The 16,654-nt window shown below is 32.3% G+C and carries 15 protein-coding genes; 5 read left to right on the top strand and 10 right to left on the bottom strand.

What is annotated here, in order from left to right:
• Nucleotides 1-9 precede the first annotated feature (9 nt).
• From F0P94_RS11805 to F0P94_RS11790, 4 genes are all read right to left on the bottom strand, one after another.
• The gene (locus F0P94_RS11805; protein WP_150904099.1) at nucleotides 10-834 is read right to left on the bottom strand and encodes a PD-(D/E)XK nuclease family protein; all 825 of its coding nucleotides are present in this window, start codon (nucleotides 832-834) and stop codon (nucleotides 10-12) included.
• 102 nt (nucleotides 835-936) lie between these two features.
• Nucleotides 937-1,608 carry a hypothetical protein gene (locus F0P94_RS11800; RefSeq protein WP_191907030.1) on the bottom strand — a complete coding sequence of 224 codons (672 nt, stop codon included), beginning with the start codon at nucleotides 1,606-1,608 and terminating at the stop codon, nucleotides 937-939.
• 244 nt (nucleotides 1,609-1,852) lie between these two features.
• On the bottom strand, nucleotides 1,853-2,374 hold the full coding sequence (locus F0P94_RS11795; RefSeq protein WP_150904097.1) for a hypothetical protein: 522 nt from the start codon (nucleotides 2,372-2,374) through the stop codon (nucleotides 1,853-1,855).
• A gap of 67 nt (nucleotides 2,375-2,441) precedes the next feature.
• Nucleotides 2,442-3,215 carry a hypothetical protein gene (locus tag F0P94_RS11790; protein WP_150904096.1) on the bottom strand — a complete coding sequence of 258 codons (774 nt, stop codon included), beginning with the start codon at nucleotides 3,213-3,215 and terminating at the stop codon, nucleotides 2,442-2,444.
• Between the two features lie 506 nt (nucleotides 3,216-3,721).
• Between F0P94_RS11790 and F0P94_RS11785 the strand changes: the two genes are divergently transcribed.
• Nucleotides 3,722-4,273: a recombinase family protein gene (locus F0P94_RS11785; RefSeq protein ID WP_150904095.1), complete on the top strand. Its 552-nt coding sequence runs from the start codon at nucleotides 3,722-3,724 to the stop codon at nucleotides 4,271-4,273.
• A 57-nt stretch (nucleotides 4,274-4,330) separates the two neighbouring features.
• On the opposite strand, the gene F0P94_RS11780 is transcribed toward F0P94_RS11785, so the two are convergent.
• The 3 genes from F0P94_RS11780 to F0P94_RS11770 all read right to left on the bottom strand — a co-directional run bounded on the left by F0P94_RS11780 (nucleotide 4,331) and on the right by F0P94_RS11770 (nucleotide 5,960).
• Nucleotides 4,331-4,690, bottom strand: a complete 360-nt coding sequence (locus F0P94_RS11780; RefSeq protein ID WP_150904094.1) for a hypothetical protein — start codon at nucleotides 4,688-4,690, stop codon at nucleotides 4,331-4,333.
• Between the two features lie 112 nt (nucleotides 4,691-4,802).
• Complete coding sequence (locus tag F0P94_RS11775; protein WP_150904093.1) at nucleotides 4,803-5,612, bottom strand: DNA-methyltransferase; 810 nt, start codon at nucleotides 5,610-5,612, stop codon at nucleotides 4,803-4,805.
• 75 nt (nucleotides 5,613-5,687) lie between these two features.
• Nucleotides 5,688-5,960, bottom strand: a complete 273-nt coding sequence (locus tag F0P94_RS11770) for a hypothetical protein (RefSeq protein ID WP_150904092.1) — start codon at nucleotides 5,958-5,960, stop codon at nucleotides 5,688-5,690.
• Nucleotides 5,961-6,268: 308 nt separating this feature from the next.
• On the opposite strand from F0P94_RS11770, the gene F0P94_RS11765 reads away from it, so the two are divergent.
• From F0P94_RS11765 to F0P94_RS11750, 4 genes are read left to right on the top strand one after another with little or no spacing between them, the layout of a single operon-like run.
• Nucleotides 6,269-7,795: a hypothetical protein gene (locus tag F0P94_RS11765; protein WP_150904091.1), complete on the top strand. Its 1,527-nt coding sequence runs from the start codon at nucleotides 6,269-6,271 to the stop codon at nucleotides 7,793-7,795.
• A gap of 10 nt (nucleotides 7,796-7,805) precedes the next feature.
• Nucleotides 7,806-9,050: a hypothetical protein gene (locus F0P94_RS11760; protein WP_150904090.1), complete on the top strand. Its 1,245-nt coding sequence runs from the start codon at nucleotides 7,806-7,808 to the stop codon at nucleotides 9,048-9,050.
• Nucleotides 9,026-9,889, top strand: a complete 864-nt coding sequence (locus F0P94_RS11755) for an agmatine deiminase family protein (protein WP_191907029.1) — start codon at nucleotides 9,026-9,028, stop codon at nucleotides 9,887-9,889. The genes F0P94_RS11760 and F0P94_RS11755 overlap by 25 nt, the downstream gene beginning before the upstream one ends.
• A 26-nt stretch (nucleotides 9,890-9,915) precedes the next feature.
• Nucleotides 9,916-10,995: an HNH endonuclease gene (locus tag F0P94_RS11750; protein WP_150904088.1), complete on the top strand. Its 1,080-nt coding sequence runs from the start codon at nucleotides 9,916-9,918 to the stop codon at nucleotides 10,993-10,995.
• 289 nt (nucleotides 10,996-11,284) lie between these two features.
• Here F0P94_RS11750 and F0P94_RS11745 read toward each other — a convergent pair whose 3' ends face one another.
• From F0P94_RS11745 to F0P94_RS11735, 3 genes are read right to left on the bottom strand one after another with little or no spacing between them, the layout of a single operon-like run.
• Nucleotides 11,285-11,995 carry a hypothetical protein gene (locus tag F0P94_RS11745; RefSeq protein WP_150904087.1) on the bottom strand — a complete coding sequence of 237 codons (711 nt, stop codon included), beginning with the start codon at nucleotides 11,993-11,995 and terminating at the stop codon, nucleotides 11,285-11,287.
• Nucleotides 11,985-13,823 (bottom strand): BREX-3 system phosphatase PglZ, encoded by a 1,839-nt coding sequence (pglZ, locus tag F0P94_RS11740; RefSeq protein ID WP_191907028.1) that lies wholly within the window; start codon nucleotides 13,821-13,823, stop codon nucleotides 11,985-11,987. The genes F0P94_RS11745 and pglZ overlap by 11 nt, the downstream gene beginning before the upstream one ends.
• On the bottom strand, nucleotides 13,816-16,617 hold the full coding sequence (locus tag F0P94_RS11735) for a DEAD/DEAH box helicase (protein ID WP_150904085.1): 2,802 nt from the start codon (nucleotides 16,615-16,617) through the stop codon (nucleotides 13,816-13,818). Before F0P94_RS11735 ends, pglZ begins: the two co-directional genes overlap by 8 nt.
• Nucleotides 16,618-16,654 lie beyond the last annotated feature (37 nt).

Below are 16,654 nucleotides of genomic sequence, written 5' to 3'. Positions count from 1 at the left end.
AAATTAATGTTATTTCCAAAGTTCTAGATATTGTAAGATATATTCTTGTAATCGAAAATTTTCTTTCGGTACTTCCAGTAACGAACATTCTAGCCACTTCACTATGAAATCACCAAAGAATAGGAACTGAGGTTGCATTGGAACAACTCTTGGCAGATCTTTAGGCCAATCACTTGGTTTTATCAAACTATTATCACTTGGCAGTTTCGTTTGTGAAGGTGTTAAATAAATAAGCTGATAATATTCGGATGGTGGATTTAGAATATAATCAGTAGATAGGTGCCGCTCCCTTATAGGTCTATAAATTTCTTGGTGCCAATATCTGTAAAGCTGGTGCGACTGATCAACTGCATAATTGGACTTATTCTCAATTACTACAACAGAGTGTGGATACGATCTTTTCAGAAGAACATCAATTCTTCCCTTTTCAGCAGTTACAATCCAATTTTCATTATCTGAATGTCGCTTAATTCCTATAAGATCCAGAAAAACATTTAGGAAAAGATGTTTTTGACCATGATTTGAATGAGGATTTAAAAAGCTAGCAAGAATATAGGAGTGCATTGTCTCCCCTACTCCAAACATATTAAACACATTCAAATCGCCACTTGTTAGCCTATTACGTTCATCTGAAACCCTTCTAATTTTTTGAAAAGCGTCTGTTAAATCGCTAGCTACGGTATAAAAATCTGCTAAATTTCCCCTCTTTTTAATTAGTAAGTTGTCTATTGAAAGGAAATTAAATTGCCTAAAATTTTCAAACCTCTGCTTTGTTGAAACTGATAATTTGGAAATGGATTCATTAAGGAAATTTATCGAATTAGCATTTATCATACAGGACTTTCTATTTATTAATTCATAACAATGAAATCATTTGACGTTGAAATAATCCTTTTATTTGTACTATCACAGTAATTATAAATCCATTTAAAGCAATCAACCGAATTTAGATTTACCAAATAAACCATCTAATTCTATCCCCATAGCGTCAGTAATCATTTTGCACACTCTCATAGCTGGATCCCAGTTCTTGCCACAAAATTCAGGACTTAAAGCTATTGTAAAAACTTCTATATTTTTCATAGCTTTTTTTAATTGCTTTGAAATACTAATAATATATTCATCAGATAAAAATTGATAGGATTGATTTCTAACATTAGGAATAAAAAAATAATCAATATCCAAATTAACAATCCATCTTCTAGACTGTTTTATAACTAATCTTTCAAGTTCATTCGGTAATTCCCAAATCTCTACTTCTTTATTAATCACTATTTCATCAAATTTCTCACCATTCTTATGGGTTGCAAAAATTCTTTCAGCGAATAAATTTGGGTAAATTCTATTTAAGATGGGAATATAATTATCATATCTAAATAAGGGAAACTGAACTCCACTTATACTGTTAACTTCTTTGGATTTAAAATCAACCAGTTGATCAATTGAATATGCACTTAAATTCAAACCTTTTTCTTCGATTAGATCTACCCAAGAATCAAGGTGATTGTGAAGCAAATCATAATGTCTATCTATATGTAAGAGATTGTATTGTTTATCAATATTAATCCTTTGGAGCCAACACCAACCCGCAGCTAAATGATTGTCCATAATATAAGTTTTATTTTTATGGAAAAGCATATTTAGATTATATGCGGATGAAAATTTGTTTTTTTTAAATGGAACGAGATGCATAATTTAAAACTATATAGCAAACTTTTTTATGGTGGCTTATTTAATTCTGAGATTTTGAAATTTTAGTAGAAAGAAACTCCACATGTAGGTTTTAATGAAGACATTAGTTAACCCAGTAGGATACTAAATATAATTAAGGTCAATTCAAGTTTTCCACCAATTAATTATATTTATTTATAAAGTCTTCTGGTTTGAAATCGTGCTCTTTATTTAAAGCAAAGATTTCATAACAAGCTAATTGCTTCTTTGACATCGGAATTGCACGGTGATTTTTGAGCTGTTCAATTGTACCAAAATATGCATCGAATGATTTTTCTTCGAATGATATTGCTAACCAAGCTGGTACGCAATCCCTAAATTCCAAAAATTTACTCTCTGTTTTTAATTTTTGTAGTATGGTAGCTGAATTACCTAATTTATATCTAGAGTTTAGCCTTCCACTGTTTTCGTATTTATTCCTAGACTTAACACTAATTAAATACTTGATTCCATTTCTTTTACCGCAAAAATCAGCAAATGGAAAATTATTTTTTCCTTTATTCAAATCAACAATTTCATAAAATCCGTTGTTCTCCAAAATTCCATATGCCAATTGTTCCCCAAAATCTCCAAGTTTCTTAAATCTTATGCCATCAATTTGGGTAAAATTAATGTGCCGAACGAAAGAATTAATTGTTGTCATCGCTTTATAAGCTTTAGTACAGTCCCTGAATTACTTGCTAAAATGCATTTCGAACATCTTTACAATTCTAAGAAAATTCACCTTTCAATTTTGTTAACTCCTTTAAAATTATATTTTTACCTGATTCTGCTGGAAGGTTATTATTTCCTTGAATCTTAGTTAATCCTTTAATATTAGAATTAAGGAAGCCATTAACAAATTTCCCAGTTGGTTGCCCCATTTTAGTACAAAGGGTTGCTTCTTTAGCACTTTCAGGTAACATTATTATACCTTTTTGAAAGTTGAACCATTCATCATTCCAAGATGATATTGCAATCACATTCTTATCTAATAAATAACTTTTTAAAGATTCTAAATATGTAAAAGTAAATTTGGATTTATTATTATAATTATTTACAATTTTCAACTTATGGTTTATTGGAAGGCTTTCACTATGCAAAGGAAATGTCTCTATCTGAATTATATTATCAAAGTCTTCACCAATTTTTAACATATCCTTAATTCGGTCACTTGCTTTCTTATTAATTTTCCCTTTTACATTATTAATAGATTTTAAATAAATAGAGGAAAGCATTTTTGAGTTTTCTTTATAAGTTAATTCGCTTGATAGAACATCTTTATTAACTGAGTTAATGTGCTGATAATCTTCTCCCCTTCCAGGATTTGTGGTTAAAAAGTATAAAGTTTTAGAGTTATAAGAATCAACTTTACCTTTCAGTAATAGATATGGCTCTGGACAATAATCTAATTGAAAATATTTTAACATGTAGCTATCATATCCTTTAAAATCCTTATTTACCCATTTTTGGAAAATTGACTCACTTAATTCTAAAAACTCCATATTTCAACCTGTAAAACTTTTTTTACTAAATGCACCTGTTATTTAAACTTAATTTTTAACAATAACTTCAACCTGGAAACTATGATCGCCCTTTGACCTATATCCGTTTAAATCATTGAAATTTGAAATATCTCTAGTTTTCTTGCCTGGATCGTAAACAAAACAAAAAAGCTTCCTGAGCCATTTGCACTCATGGTGAAAATGCTAATTTTAATTTAGAATCATACTTTACAAGGCGCAGTAGATAATATCAAAGTAGATAATATCGGAATCCTTAGCTCTCATACCAAAAACTCCTTCTGGTTATTGTTGTGTTAAGGTAAGACAAAAAAAAGTAGATAAGAAGCATTGTTAAATAAACGAATCTTTTCTTTACTAATGATCCCCAGATCCAGAACTGCCTAATTTCATCAGATTGGCACAATAAAAAGTAAAGAAACTTAGTTAAATATTCAAATTAAAATATTATATTCGCTTAACGAGTTTCTTTACTAAATTTAATTCTTATGCTGATCGGTTATTCCAGAATATCAACTCAACTTCAAAATGTGGATTTGCAGCACGATGCTTTAACCCAAGCAGGATGTGAAAAAATTTTTTCAGACAAAATAAGCGGAACAGTAGCTGAGAGACCAGCACTTTCAAAACTTAAAGAAATTCTTAGGAAAGGCGACACATTGGTAGTATGGCGACTTGATAGATTAGGAAGATCCTTAAAAGATTTAATTGAATGGATGTACTATTTTGAAAAAGAGGGAATCGCTCTAAAAAGTCTTCAAGAAAGCATAGACACATCAACTGCAACAGGTAAACTTGTTTTTCACATTTTCGCTGCTATGGCAGAATTCGAACGTAACTTGATCCAAGAACGTACCCAAGCTGGTCTGTCTGCAGCCAGAGCGCGAGGGAGAGTTGGTGGTAGACCTAAAGGATTAAATGAGGATAAAAGAAAGCTAGCAGTAAAACTTTATCATTCAAAGGAGCATTCAATTGATCAAATCTGCGGAATGATGGGTATTTCAAAGCCTACTCTTTATTCATATGTTAAGTCTGAGTAGAACATGAATTCAAATTAATACAGCCCAATAAGAACCAATTTATATTTAATTATTTAATTAATCAATATTGGCAATTTTTCGCAGTCTTTCCCTTTTTAAATGTTCAATGATATTAAGGCATACTACTATAATTGTATAATCCTCTCCATCAACATATTTAAGAAGTCCGTCACAACCTACAAAATCAAATTTATCTCCAAGTTTTAAAATCAAGCTATCTAGCTTATCTTGTAAATTTTCATTCTTGTTATCTGTTATTGTTGTTTCAATAATAATCTCATGCATTAAGCCTGCTTCTGTCAAATCAGTTTTTTCATTGAAGCTTAAATCAATTCCGAAATCCGTACCTATTCGATCCAGATTCAGTTTTGAGTATTGAACAAATTGTTGCCGTAAATTTTTTGAATGTAATTGCATCTATTTCTCTTTATATTACTTGTTAATCCTAAAACAATTTTAAATATGTAATTAATGAGACAATTTTAATTTTTATTACTAATCGAAATAAAGTTTCCTCTAGATAACCTCCCTATTCAGGGAATTCATGTAAAAGGAGACGGATCTTATAATTTCTTCTTTCGAGTTTAGGTATACTTTCAAGATAGGTGTGAAAGTATGCTACTTGATCTGGATCTATTTCACTTCCTATAAAGCACATATCTTTTTTCATAGCTGCACGGGCTGTAGTTCCAGTACCAATGAAACTGTCATAAATTACAGAAAACTTATCTGGTGCATAAATATCTATTAGTTTACCTACAAGATCGCTTGAAAAGGTTGCTTTGTTTAAATCAGTTGCACCATCATTATTTGCAGCTTCAATAAAATTTGTAATGTTTGCATAATTTTTCTGCCCTGTTTCCCTTAATGAAGTGACACGCTTATTTGTTTTAAAGGTCTTTAATTCATTTTTCCTGCAGAATACATAAATAGTTTCTGTAACTCTTGTTAGCTTATTGGGTGAAACTACGCAGGGGAAAACACCCCCAGTTTTTTTCCAAACAATAGTATCCGCTATCATAAAATCTGTTTTTTCAATAATAGCTGCCACAACTTGATGCATAAGAGATGGCTTTTCAGCAGAATATGATAAGTTATAAAGAATGACACCATTAGGTTTCAATATCTTTTCATAACCTTTAAAGATTTCAATTGTCCATTTAATGTAGTTTGAATCACTCATGCAATCCACAAACTTGGAATACCTGCGATTATACAAGTTCTTAGTATTTACCCTACTGGTATTATAGGGTGGAGAAGTCAATACTAAATCTACTTGCTGAGGCAATTTGGACATGGTTACCATAGCATCTTCGTTAAATACTTTGTTAATGATCATAATATATAGTTTTTAAGGTTTAAAATTCAAACTGAGTTTACTTTGTAAACTATTTAGGCAAAAAAAATAGCCGTGCTATTCTTTTTCATTTTCTTTTTGAGAAGATGCTTTTTGTTCTTCCTGATCTAGAAGCATTAACAGCTTATTTATTTTTTCCCTTCTCTTATTTACTACTTCTTCTGGTTCACTGCCCATTACAACAAGCTCTAAACCAAGTTCAGGTATCTTTAAAGTTTCAACTGTACCATTCTCTATCCATTTCTTCACAGCCTGCCTGGTTACTCCTTTTAACTGAGCATATTTTGCTTGTGTTGTTACTTTTTCTGTATCTATTTTATAGATTGTCATAGCCTGTTTTTAAATCATATTACAAAGATAGAAAAGTTTACAATGTAAACCAAATTTACAAGGTTAAATTTTGCCACAAACGCACAACTACCTGATAACCAATAAAATATTTTATATAAAAAAATATTGAGTGAATTAATATCAAAAGTGTACGGAATATAAGATACAGTATAGAGGTAGTGATAACAGAAATTATACTAATAAAATATATTTAATAATTTAAAAGAAAACTTAACTCATTTTCTTAATAAAATACATGAATCAGGAAATACCTGATTATTTATAAATAAAGAAAATGAGCTAAGTTAATGTTATTAGATAATCGTAAACCAATCCACATCTATTCAGCAAATGATGATTTAAAAGAGAAAGTGACAGAATACTACTGGAATGAAATAGATGAACAGAAGAAAAGTAAAAACAAATTAATTAATTATTTAGATACCCATCTAGATAAGTACAAGTACCTATTACACTACATTTATTTTATGACTATAGTTAAAAAACTAAAGTTATGTGAAGATTACATCCCCATTTCGAATCAGAAGTTCGAAGAATTATTTGGCAGACGTTATTACTATTCAATAATGCGGTTTCTAAATAAATATTATATAGAGCATGATGGTACTTATTTCTTTGATAAGAATAGAAAGAATATTGGAAAATGTAGAGGATATAGATTTAAGAAAGAATTCTATCTAAATACATGTTTTTACCAGGATATATTGATCAATGAGAAGTTTGAAAACAAACTCAGAATTAATAGAGCTAAAAATTTTAGTGAACTAGATAATATTACTGTTCAGATTGAAAACAGCTTACAGATGCTTAATATTAGATTTGATGATTCGTTAGATTCTGTAATTCGGAAATCTGAAGCTGATAGTCTTGTTCTGCTTGATAGATACCCTAATCAATTATCTCTAACCAGTTTTACCGCTCATGGCAGATCTTTTGTTGATATAAGACCAAATATTGAATCTAAAGATTGGGAAAAAATAAAATCTGTTTTAGAATTTAATAAGGAAAAAAATAATCTAAAGAAGAAAAAACTCTCCCCACATCTACGTTCCTTAAAGAGATTGTTGAAAGACGTAATATCATTTAAAACTTCTATAAGTAGCAGAATAGCCTCTATTAATCGTGTTAATAATAAAGAACAATCTGCAATAAGACCATTACCTCAGAACCGTGTACATACAAATTTAACAAATATGGCATCAGATCTGAGACCATACTTGTATTTAGAAGAAAATCCAAACATTGAGTTAGTTTCCCTTGATGTTTCGAATTCGCAGCCATTTGTATTGGTCAAACTTATTTTAGATTTTATCGATTCTCAATGTTATTTTGTAGATCACACCACTCAGATGTATATAGATTTAGTGAGTAATGGTAAGTTTTATTCTCATATGAAATCATTATTGAATTCTGCTGACTGTGATAAAATATTTAAACAGCGAATGTTTGGGAGAATTTTCTATGATGAACACAAGAATTGCATCAGAACCCAAGAATGGAAAGTCTTTTGCGAAAACTTCCCAATAGTTGCACAGGCGATTGAAGAAAAAAAGAAAAGCGGTTATGAAAAATTAAGTTTGGAGATGCAAGAAATCGAAGCCCAGATTAATATTGATGGAGTTTTAAGGGAGTTATACCATAAATATCCTGATACATTCTTTAATCATATACACGATTCTATTATCTTTCCTAGTGGGTTTGAAACAGAGGTTAAAGCTTTAATGGAGTATCATTATAACCGCGTGGTCGGTTATATTCCAAATATAAAAGATCCTGTTAAATTAAATGATATTAATCTTTCATTGGCTGCTTAATTAATATAAGATGGAAACTCTCCTTAATGATGGCTACTGTCCAGAATGTCAGTTAAATAATGAAGATGTTACACTTCTGTTGAACAGAGATGACTTCTGGGAATGTCCTAAATCTCATTTACAGCTTGCTGTAAACGGTGTGGACGCAGTAATCTTAAAGTTCAGAGCCATAGGTCAATTCCGATCCGAACCTACTTATGGAACTAAGGAAATTAATGGAGCTATACTCACACGTTCTAAGGGTAATTCTATCTTTACCGACCAGACCATATTCAATTCACATGACGAATTACGCGAGTACTTGTTGAATGAAGTTGAACCTCCACTAGAATTCAGTTTACAAAACTTGGCAGAAACATATGCTAAATATAAGTATGGTAACCCATTTACAAACGAGAATAATCCACTTACATATAAACGGCAATCGAAATACTTCAAGATAGATTTCGAAAACAGTAACATTATAAAGAAACTTGAGAAAAGAGATTCGGAAGAAGAAAGAACCTATCCGTATTACTACACGCATCTTTACAGATTATTGCTAAGCCTTTTTGAAAAATATTATAACGGTGATGCAAGCTGGCTGCCTGAAATGGGTATGAGCCAAATTGAGGTGGATTTATGTAAAAAATATTTTGACGGTTCTGCCATCGAAGAAATGGCTAGGGATATTGTAAAGAAAAAACTGTTTGTATTCATCGTAGATCTTATCAAAATCATCTACCAAGGAAATGCTCCAAGTTTTACTATTGAACCTCCATCTACCGTAGTAGCTGAGCAACAGAAAGATTTTTTACGCCTGCACCTTATCTGCGGTCATAAATATGACCACATTTCAAAAGAATTAGGTGTTCCTAGAGCTACCCTAACAACTTGGTATGAAACTCTGAGAGCAGAAAGAGAACATATAGCTAAAATCAGAGTAGTGTGGTCAAGGAAGAAATTTACACCAGTTTTTGAAGATTTCTATAAATGGTATGAAAAACTCGAAAGGAAATGCCACTATTGCCATATAACTGAAACTCAGATTGCAGAAATGGTAGATAATGGTAAGCTAACAACTAAGCGTCTTGCTACAAGAGGAAGAAGGCTCGAATATGATCGCAAAGATCCAAACTTAACCTATGACCTAAGTAATATCGTACTTTGCTGTTACTGGTGTAATAACGCTAAAACTGATACTTTTAGCTATGATGAATTTTTAAAAGTCGGTGAACAGTTTAAATTGATTTGGCAAAATCGGCTACTGCAATGATAACCGATAATCAAACCAATTTTTTATACTTACCAGATAGCCTACCGAAGAAATACACCGATTTCTTTCATCAGTTAAAGCAATTATGCTTTAAACTCAATATAAGTTTTGGTTTACTGCCTCAAACTAAAGATATATGGGCGAGAGATTACATGCCAATTCAGATTGAACAGAATAAGTTTGTTCAGTTTACCTACAACCCTGATTATCTGCAAAGTAAAAAATGGCTTAGAACCATATCAGATGTTGACGCAATCTGCAATAGTATTGGCGTAAAACCTTTGAAATCAGACATTAAAATTGATGGTGGAAATATCGTCCGATCAACTAATAAAGTAATCTTAAGCGATAAGATATTTATAGAAAATCCAGAAATTCCAGAAAAGCAGTTAATAAAAGCTATCAGAAAGATTCTAGAAGTAGAACAGGTTATTTTTATCCCAACCCATCCACAGGATAAAATTGGTCACGCGGATGGTATGGTTCGATTTCTTGACGAGAAAACTGTTCTGATTAATGACTTATCCCGCGAAAAGCCAGATTTTCAACTAACATTCCGAATGGCATTGCATAATGCTGGGCTTGAGTGCATCGAAATCCCTTATAATCCATATCGGAATAGGAAGTACATTCAGGCTAATGGGATTTACATCAATTATCTTCAAATGAAGGATAGTATTATCCTGCCAATTTTCGAAATGAACGAAGATGACTTGGTTATAAATCAATTCGAAAATATGTTTTCAGGAACTACCATTGCGGCAATAAAAAGTAATGATATTGCGAATGAAGGTGGCATTTTAAACTGCATTACTTGGAATGTTTTCAAAGAAATGTGATATTAAAAAGCCGAACTAACTAGACTATGAAAACTGATAACCCAATTATAGAAAACTATGGTATTCTTGCCTCAATGTCGTGGAATAGCAACAAATGGGCTAATGAACCAACAATCCAGGATTTAAAAGCATCTAAGTATGGGTATGTTAAAGATAAATCCTATATGCATGAGAGCTTAAACTTTGGACATGAAATATACCCAGCTGAAGCTAATGGTTATTTTATTGGATATACCCCAATGTTGAATAGACCACCTGATATAGAAAAATCAAAACATGTTGAAATTATTTTTCTTTTAAGTAGCGATTACGCTAATGGTAACAGGAAGTCAATAGTCGGCTTTTATGGATTTCCTTATTTTGGTGATTGGTTCGAAAGAACAGCTGATCATTCCATATATAAGAAATACGACAGCGGTAATATTCAGGCTTTACCTGAAGATATTATTTATTTTGAAAAACCAATTGTTATAGATAATGATATTGTTAAAAAGGAAGCCTTTCTTCCAACTGACAAGTTAATTTCCCAGCAAGGGTTTAATTATCTAAATTCTGATAATGTCCACAATTTGGTTATCAAAGCACTTCAATTAAACCCTACCAATAAAAAGCTTAAATTATTTGTTCAGAAATTCCCTTTATTAGTCCAAACTTCAAATGAAGTATTTGAATTACAGGATTTTTATCAGGTAGTGGGAGATAGTACCGCTGATACGGTAGATGGAATAACAGAGTTGGAGAAGTTAATGAACAAACAAACTCCCAATGTAAAAACACGAATTTCTAACTATATTGAACGTGGGGCAATAGCTAATAAAGTTAAAAAGCTTGCAGGTTATAAATGTTTGATATGTGAAGCGATGGGATTACCTCCATTTTCTTTCAAAAAGCCTAATGGTAATCCATATATTGAAACCCACCATGTTGAACCTATATCAACATTAAAGAAAGGTGTTTTAAGCATTAATAACTTAATCACTGTCTGTGCTAATCATCATAGTCAATTACATTATGGTAACTCAGAGATTATTGAAAACACATCAACTAGTTTTAAATTTAAGATTGATGGAAGGATATTAGAAATCAAAACAATTAGACTAATATAGAATATGCCATTACCTATATACACCATTGATGACATAAATGAGATGATTTATTGGAATCAGGCTAGATTCTACACAGAAACAGAAAAGTATAGTGTTTATACTGTGTATGACCTTCATAAGCCAAAAGAAGTAACTGGTTACTATATACATGAAAAAGGAACTGATAAAATTATTGGCAAGGGAAATACAAGCCAACTTAACAAGTTCCTTCGCAGCCATTCAAAATAGCTGTTCAAGAATAATTATTCATTTAGTGCTAAGCAAGTTGACAACCAAGCTAAATTTAATTTTATAATGTTAAATAACCTCTACCAACTGCACTATCCTTTTTCGAAACCAGATATTGATAGTTGTTAGTTTGAGGGAGGTCAAAGTAGGTAAACCATGGCCTGTATCCTAAATCATCAACTAAAATTGACTTTGTACTAGATAATTTAATATCAGTATAGATGATTAATTCCTGGATAAACTTATTTGTTATAGCCAATCTGTTTGCCAAGGAATAGATACTTACTTTATCCCTTTTAATGGTAGACAATTCAATAAGCATAGGAAGTAGGGCATCAATTGCAATATCAACCGTTCTGTTACTACCATAAATTGCCATTACCTTCTCATTTATGAATTTCTTGTTTATTTGGGTTTGAACCTTAAATCCTTGAGCTAGGGCTACCAAAAGATCATAAGTAATTGGGTAAGTTAGGCTAATAAGGCTTAAGGAAAGTGCTTTTCTATCAGCGTTACTAAGGGATTCAAAAGTTGATTGTTTAAGTGATTTTTTAATTTTTTTCAATAAACTTTCTTGGCGACTCAAGATTTGTACTACATAATTTGAAGCCTTATTTGCCCGATTTACTCCTGATGTAAAGATTAGCATATGTTGAAGTATCTTACTTTTATCGACAACATCACTATCCAAATAATTCTGGATTGCTAAATCCAATACTTCAAATGGAATCCGTTGGTTTAAACCAATATATTTCCCCTTATTATTCATCAATACTTATAAAAGGTACGATCACTTCCCATATATGGGAGCCACCATGAGTTATTACTTTATTATTTTCAGTGGTGAATGCTTCTTTATTCTTTAAATAGAGCGATAGCCCTTTTTTACCAATAGTGACATTTGCATTCTGCTCAACAAAATTATTCAATAAGATTTCGTTCGTAAAATATAAATGCCTTTTGCTCCTACCTAATGCCCCTACTTTTTCTTTTAAGGTAAGATTCTTTAATCCATATGCTTCAATATTACCATGGTCAGAAGTTATGAAAACGTGAAAACCTTTTCTTTTCAGCTCTGAGATAATATCAACTATTTTAGACTTTTCTATCCATTGAATTGTTGATGCTTTCAATTGGTCATCGCCCAAAACTGCACCATGCATGATATTATCCAAATCATTGCAAACCATACCAAGTATTTTGATATCCTCAGCGATACTGCTTATATCAAAAGGATCATTTACGCCAATTCTTTTAAAATCTATTTGATAAGATGATAAGCCATTTTTCATCCAGAAATCGTAAAATAATGATTTCTCTTTTGAATTATCGGCTTCAAGATCTGGTTTGTCTCCTTTAAAAATAGCTTGGCGTGACCAGGCAGTAATAGTAGGTATAAAGGCTAAGGAGGCATTTGGTGAAAATTCAAGCCCAATACTAGATAATGCGCATCCTAAAAGACTCCATTGCCAATAATTCATCCCATCAATAACAATCAGGGCTTTTCTTTTCGTAGGAGATGCTTTTAAATGTTCTAAAATTCTAGATACTACAATTGGCTTTCTAATTCCAGTTAAGGAAAATTGGCTATTGTAAGTATTTTCTATAAACCGTTGAAATCTTTCATTGACCTGGTCTTCAATTTGCGAGTAATTATCTTTTAACTGGAAATTATTTGTTTGAAGATACTTTAGCTTTGCTTTACTAAGAACTTGAATGATATTAAACCATTGATCAGCGACATCTTCAATTACTTCAACCTCCTGGCCAAGATACTCTATCAATCCAACTAGCTCATTATCATTAGATTCTTGATTATCCACATAAAGGCCGATCTTGAAAGGTCTGTAGAAGTCTTCATACCTTTCATCTGTTACTTTTATTGGCTGTAAATATCCAAATGCAAATAAAAATCCAATGCTTTTTGTAAGTGTTGAATCTTTAAAATTAAGGATTGAATCTCCATAATTTACAAAGCCATCCCATTGTTCTTGAATAAAATCAATCAGATTTGCTTTATTTAGGCTTTTTTCAACCAAAGAAGGGAAGTATGGTTTTGCAAAATCAGATAAGAATTGCTTCAGTTGGAGGTTAACCCCATTCTTTTCTAGCATTACAGATATTAGCGCATTTAATACCTTTTCTTTAGCGTTCCCCGAGATTAAGGTACTAAAATCAATATTATATAGGTTCTCTAATAAAAAATGTACCGTTTTCTCATACCCTAATTTTTCATATACCTTAATTTTAGACAATAGACAGAGGGCATTGTAGCTGAGCCCCTTAATTGCCTTTGAATCTAAATTTGGGAATAACTGGTACAAACCTATAGCCTGATAATGAACTTGCATCTCGATATCAGGTAATGGGTAATAGGATACAGGAACTACAAGCAAAAGTTTTTCAGTATCACGATTAAACAATTCAAATTGCAAGCGGCCTTCAAGATCAGTTTTAGCAATTTGAATCGTATAACCATCACTTTCAAAGGCATGGCCTAGTTCTTCGTATTCAAATAAGTTATCAATATCAGCAATTAAGATATGCTTCTTATGGCTTGGAATAACAAGCTTCTTAAATTTGTCAATCCAGTTACTCATTTGTAACATTTAATACTAACAAACATGTAAGCGAAGGAACAACTTGTTTTGCTGACTCGAAAGTAGAATCCCAGAGTTCCTTTTCTTTGAGTAGTCGATTCAGCCTTGCTTGTCTGATATTTTCAATACCTATCCTATTAATTTGCTGTTCCTGAAAAGTAAATGACTTTTCTTTATTAAGGTTAATCGTGGCAGTATTATGAATTATAGCTTGTTCGAATTCTTCGAATTTTGGCTGTAAAAGTTCTTCTGCTTTTAATGATACCTGGTTAAGCAATGTTTTGGATTCATCTGCTGACATTACTCCTAAACATTCTAAATAATCATTTTCTTGAATCATTTTATCCCACACATTCTGAGCAAATGCAGAGAACCTTTCCCCATCTAATGAGATAAAAATAGGTTGTATGATTTGAATGGTTTCAAACTGGTTTTTAACCTCGAGATGCCATAATGACCATTGACCTGGAGATGAACTACCTTGCCTAATTTTTATAATGGGAATTTGCTGAGATTCGGTAAATGGTATTGCATCCTTTAAAATGTTCTGAATAATTTCGTGCTGAAAAGAGATGGGCTCTGGTATGGGGTTGTTTACACTCTCTTTAATATTGAAAGTGTAAATATTCTCCTTATATCCAGGAAGCTTAAATTTGATTCCGTCCAATACATTCTGATAGGCTATACCTTTCGTTTTAAGATAGTTTTTAGTTAAGAATTCTAACCAATTTGGAAGCGGACTATGTTTAATTGCTTCTACCTTTTCAGCTTTAATATCTTTCGATGCTAAGGTAGGTAGTGCTCCTTCAGTGCTTTTATACTCTTTAAGTTTATTCTTAATTTCATCTAACCAATTTTTGCTTTCTTGATCAAATTTTGACGGATTCAATAAAGATGTTAGGTATAAGCGACTTATTTGTTCCCTTTCCAGAGTGCTATCTAAAACATCTGAAGTTTTATCAATACCAAGTTCATTCATAATCTGAGAAAGCTTGGTTTCAATCACTTCATATACACGCTTATCAACCGAATTATCAAGCATCATATTTAATGCCAGCACTTCGTGTTTTTGCCCGATTCGATCAACCCGACCTATCCTTTGCTCTAAAACCATCGGATTCCAAGGCATATCGAAGTTAACTACCACATGTGCAAACTGCATATTTAAAGACTCGCCTGCCGCATCAGTACAAATCAAAATTTGTGCACCATCTTTGAAATTCTTCAGAGCATTAACACGTTGATCAAAATCCATAGAACCATTAATGGCTTCACATAGATATCCACCTTTCTGTTCTAATAGAGTTTTGAGCATAAATTGGGTACTAGTAAACTCAGTAAAAATCAGAAACTTTAGATCGGGGTTTTGTTCTTTTCTTTTTAATTCTGTGAGTTTATTAAATAAGAAATCTACTTTGGCATCAGTTTCAGTGTCTAAGCAATCCTTTGCATCCCGAATTAAACCTTGCAATATGTTTAACTCTGTGTCGTAATTCGCTTGAGCTTCTTCAACTAAGGAAAAAATCTTTTGCTCAAAATCCATTTCCAACTGCCCCTCGAAGCCATACCCATCCAGGTTGTTAATAATATTTTCCTTATTTACTTCTTGCCGTTCACCTGAAAGCCTTTCAGCTCTCCGCTGCATAGCATCCAAAATGGATTGAGTGGAACTACTCATCATACGCTGGAAAAGTAGCATTACAAATCCATACGATGTATTTTTAGTTTGTTGAGCAAGATTGAATCCAGTTACTACATATTCTGTGACAGCCTCGTAAAGCTTTTGTTGTTTCTTATGTTTTACTGGATCATAAATTACTTCAATCTTTTGGGTATGTCTTTTATTAAACAGAGCATTACCATTATAGTCGATTGCTTGCCGTTTCTCAGTTCTAATTACATATGGTTCTAATTCAGGGATAGATGGCATTCCTTCACCTGCAAAAGCATCTGCGTTAAGAAGCTGCAGAATTCTTCTAAAGTGATCACTTTTCCCTCGGTGGGGAGTTGCAGAAAGTAGTAAAACATTAGGAATTGCGTTACACAACACATCAGCCATCTGGAAACGACCAACCTGAGTAGTGCTACCGCCAACCTTATGGCATTCATCAATTACTAGGAGGTCGAAATCAGCTTCCAGAACATTTTGAATTCTAAAGCGATTATATTCATCTACCTTCTGTTTACTCCAGCCCTGTCGAGTTTCCAAAGGTTTAAGGGCATCCATTGATACAATGATCTGGTTGTGTTGAGCAAAAAGATTGATCTCGTTATCTGCTTCAATACGTGCAAATGCACGGCTAACTGTATTGATGTAATCAGTGTCGTAAATATGGAACAGCTCATTGAAGTGTTTCTTCATCTCCTGTTGCCATTGGCCCATTGCTGACTTTGGAACTATTATTAAAGTGCGCTTAACAATTCCACGAAGCTTAAGTTCTTTTAAAACCAATCCAGTTTCAATCGTTTTGCCCATACCAACTTCATCTGCTATAAGGAAGCGAAGAAATTGGCCTGACATAACTTTTTCTAAAGCCAAGATCTGATGGGGCAAAGGAATAATATTGCTTTCAATTGGAGCAATCATTCCTTGTTTATATATCTCACTTTTAATCTTAGCCGCTATCGCCTTGAATGTGATCTCCGCTTCTGTTGGGAGTTTCTTTTCATCAGATATTTCTGAATCTGGAACTGATTTAATTTCACCAGTTGATAAAATCTTTATTTCGGAAATTAACTTACCGAAAACTGATTTCTTTGATAAAACTTCAATCTCCTTTCCTTGGTAAATCATAATTTCCAGTAATTCTTCGCCCTGTCAGCAATTACGT

Source organism: Adhaeribacter soli (assembly GCF_008727925.1).
Lineage (GTDB): Bacteria > Bacteroidota > Bacteroidia > Cytophagales > Hymenobacteraceae > Adhaeribacter_A > Adhaeribacter_A soli.
The sequence above is the reverse complement of the archived record's forward strand: the minus strand, read 5'-3'. Positions and strand labels throughout refer to the sequence as shown.

Excerpts from the sequence above, each read along its gene's own strand:
- F0P94_RS11805 (WP_150904099.1), bottom strand. The coding sequence starts at position 834 with ATGATAAATGCTAATTCGATAAATTTCCTTAATGAATCCATTTCCAAA.
- F0P94_RS11800 (WP_191907030.1), bottom strand. The coding sequence starts at position 1,608 with ATGGACAATCATTTAGCTGCGGGTTGGTGTTGGCTCCAAAGGATTAAT.
- F0P94_RS11795 (WP_150904097.1), bottom strand. The coding sequence starts at position 2,374 with ATGACAACAATTAATTCTTTCGTTCGGCACATTAATTTTACCCAAATT.
- F0P94_RS11790 (WP_150904096.1), bottom strand. The coding sequence starts at position 3,215 with ATGGAGTTTTTAGAATTAAGTGAGTCAATTTTCCAAAAATGGGTAAAT.
- F0P94_RS11785 (WP_150904095.1), top strand. The coding sequence starts at position 3,722 with ATGCTGATCGGTTATTCCAGAATATCAACTCAACTTCAAAATGTGGAT.
- F0P94_RS11780 (WP_150904094.1), bottom strand. The coding sequence starts at position 4,690 with ATGCAATTACATTCAAAAAATTTACGGCAACAATTTGTTCAATACTCA.
- F0P94_RS11775 (WP_150904093.1), bottom strand. The coding sequence starts at position 5,612 with ATGATCATTAACAAAGTATTTAACGAAGATGCTATGGTAACCATGTCC.
- F0P94_RS11770 (WP_150904092.1), bottom strand. The coding sequence starts at position 5,960 with ATGACAATCTATAAAATAGATACAGAAAAAGTAACAACACAAGCAAAA.
- F0P94_RS11765 (WP_150904091.1), top strand. The coding sequence starts at position 6,269 with ATGTTATTAGATAATCGTAAACCAATCCACATCTATTCAGCAAATGAT.
- F0P94_RS11760 (WP_150904090.1), top strand. The coding sequence starts at position 7,806 with ATGGAAACTCTCCTTAATGATGGCTACTGTCCAGAATGTCAGTTAAAT.
- F0P94_RS11750 (WP_150904088.1), top strand. The coding sequence starts at position 9,916 with ATGAAAACTGATAACCCAATTATAGAAAACTATGGTATTCTTGCCTCA.
- pglZ (WP_191907028.1), bottom strand. The coding sequence starts at position 13,823 with ATGAGTAACTGGATTGACAAATTTAAGAAGCTTGTTATTCCAAGCCAT.
- F0P94_RS11735 (WP_150904085.1), bottom strand. The coding sequence starts at position 16,617 with ATGATTTACCAAGGAAAGGAGATTGAAGTTTTATCAAAGAAATCAGTT.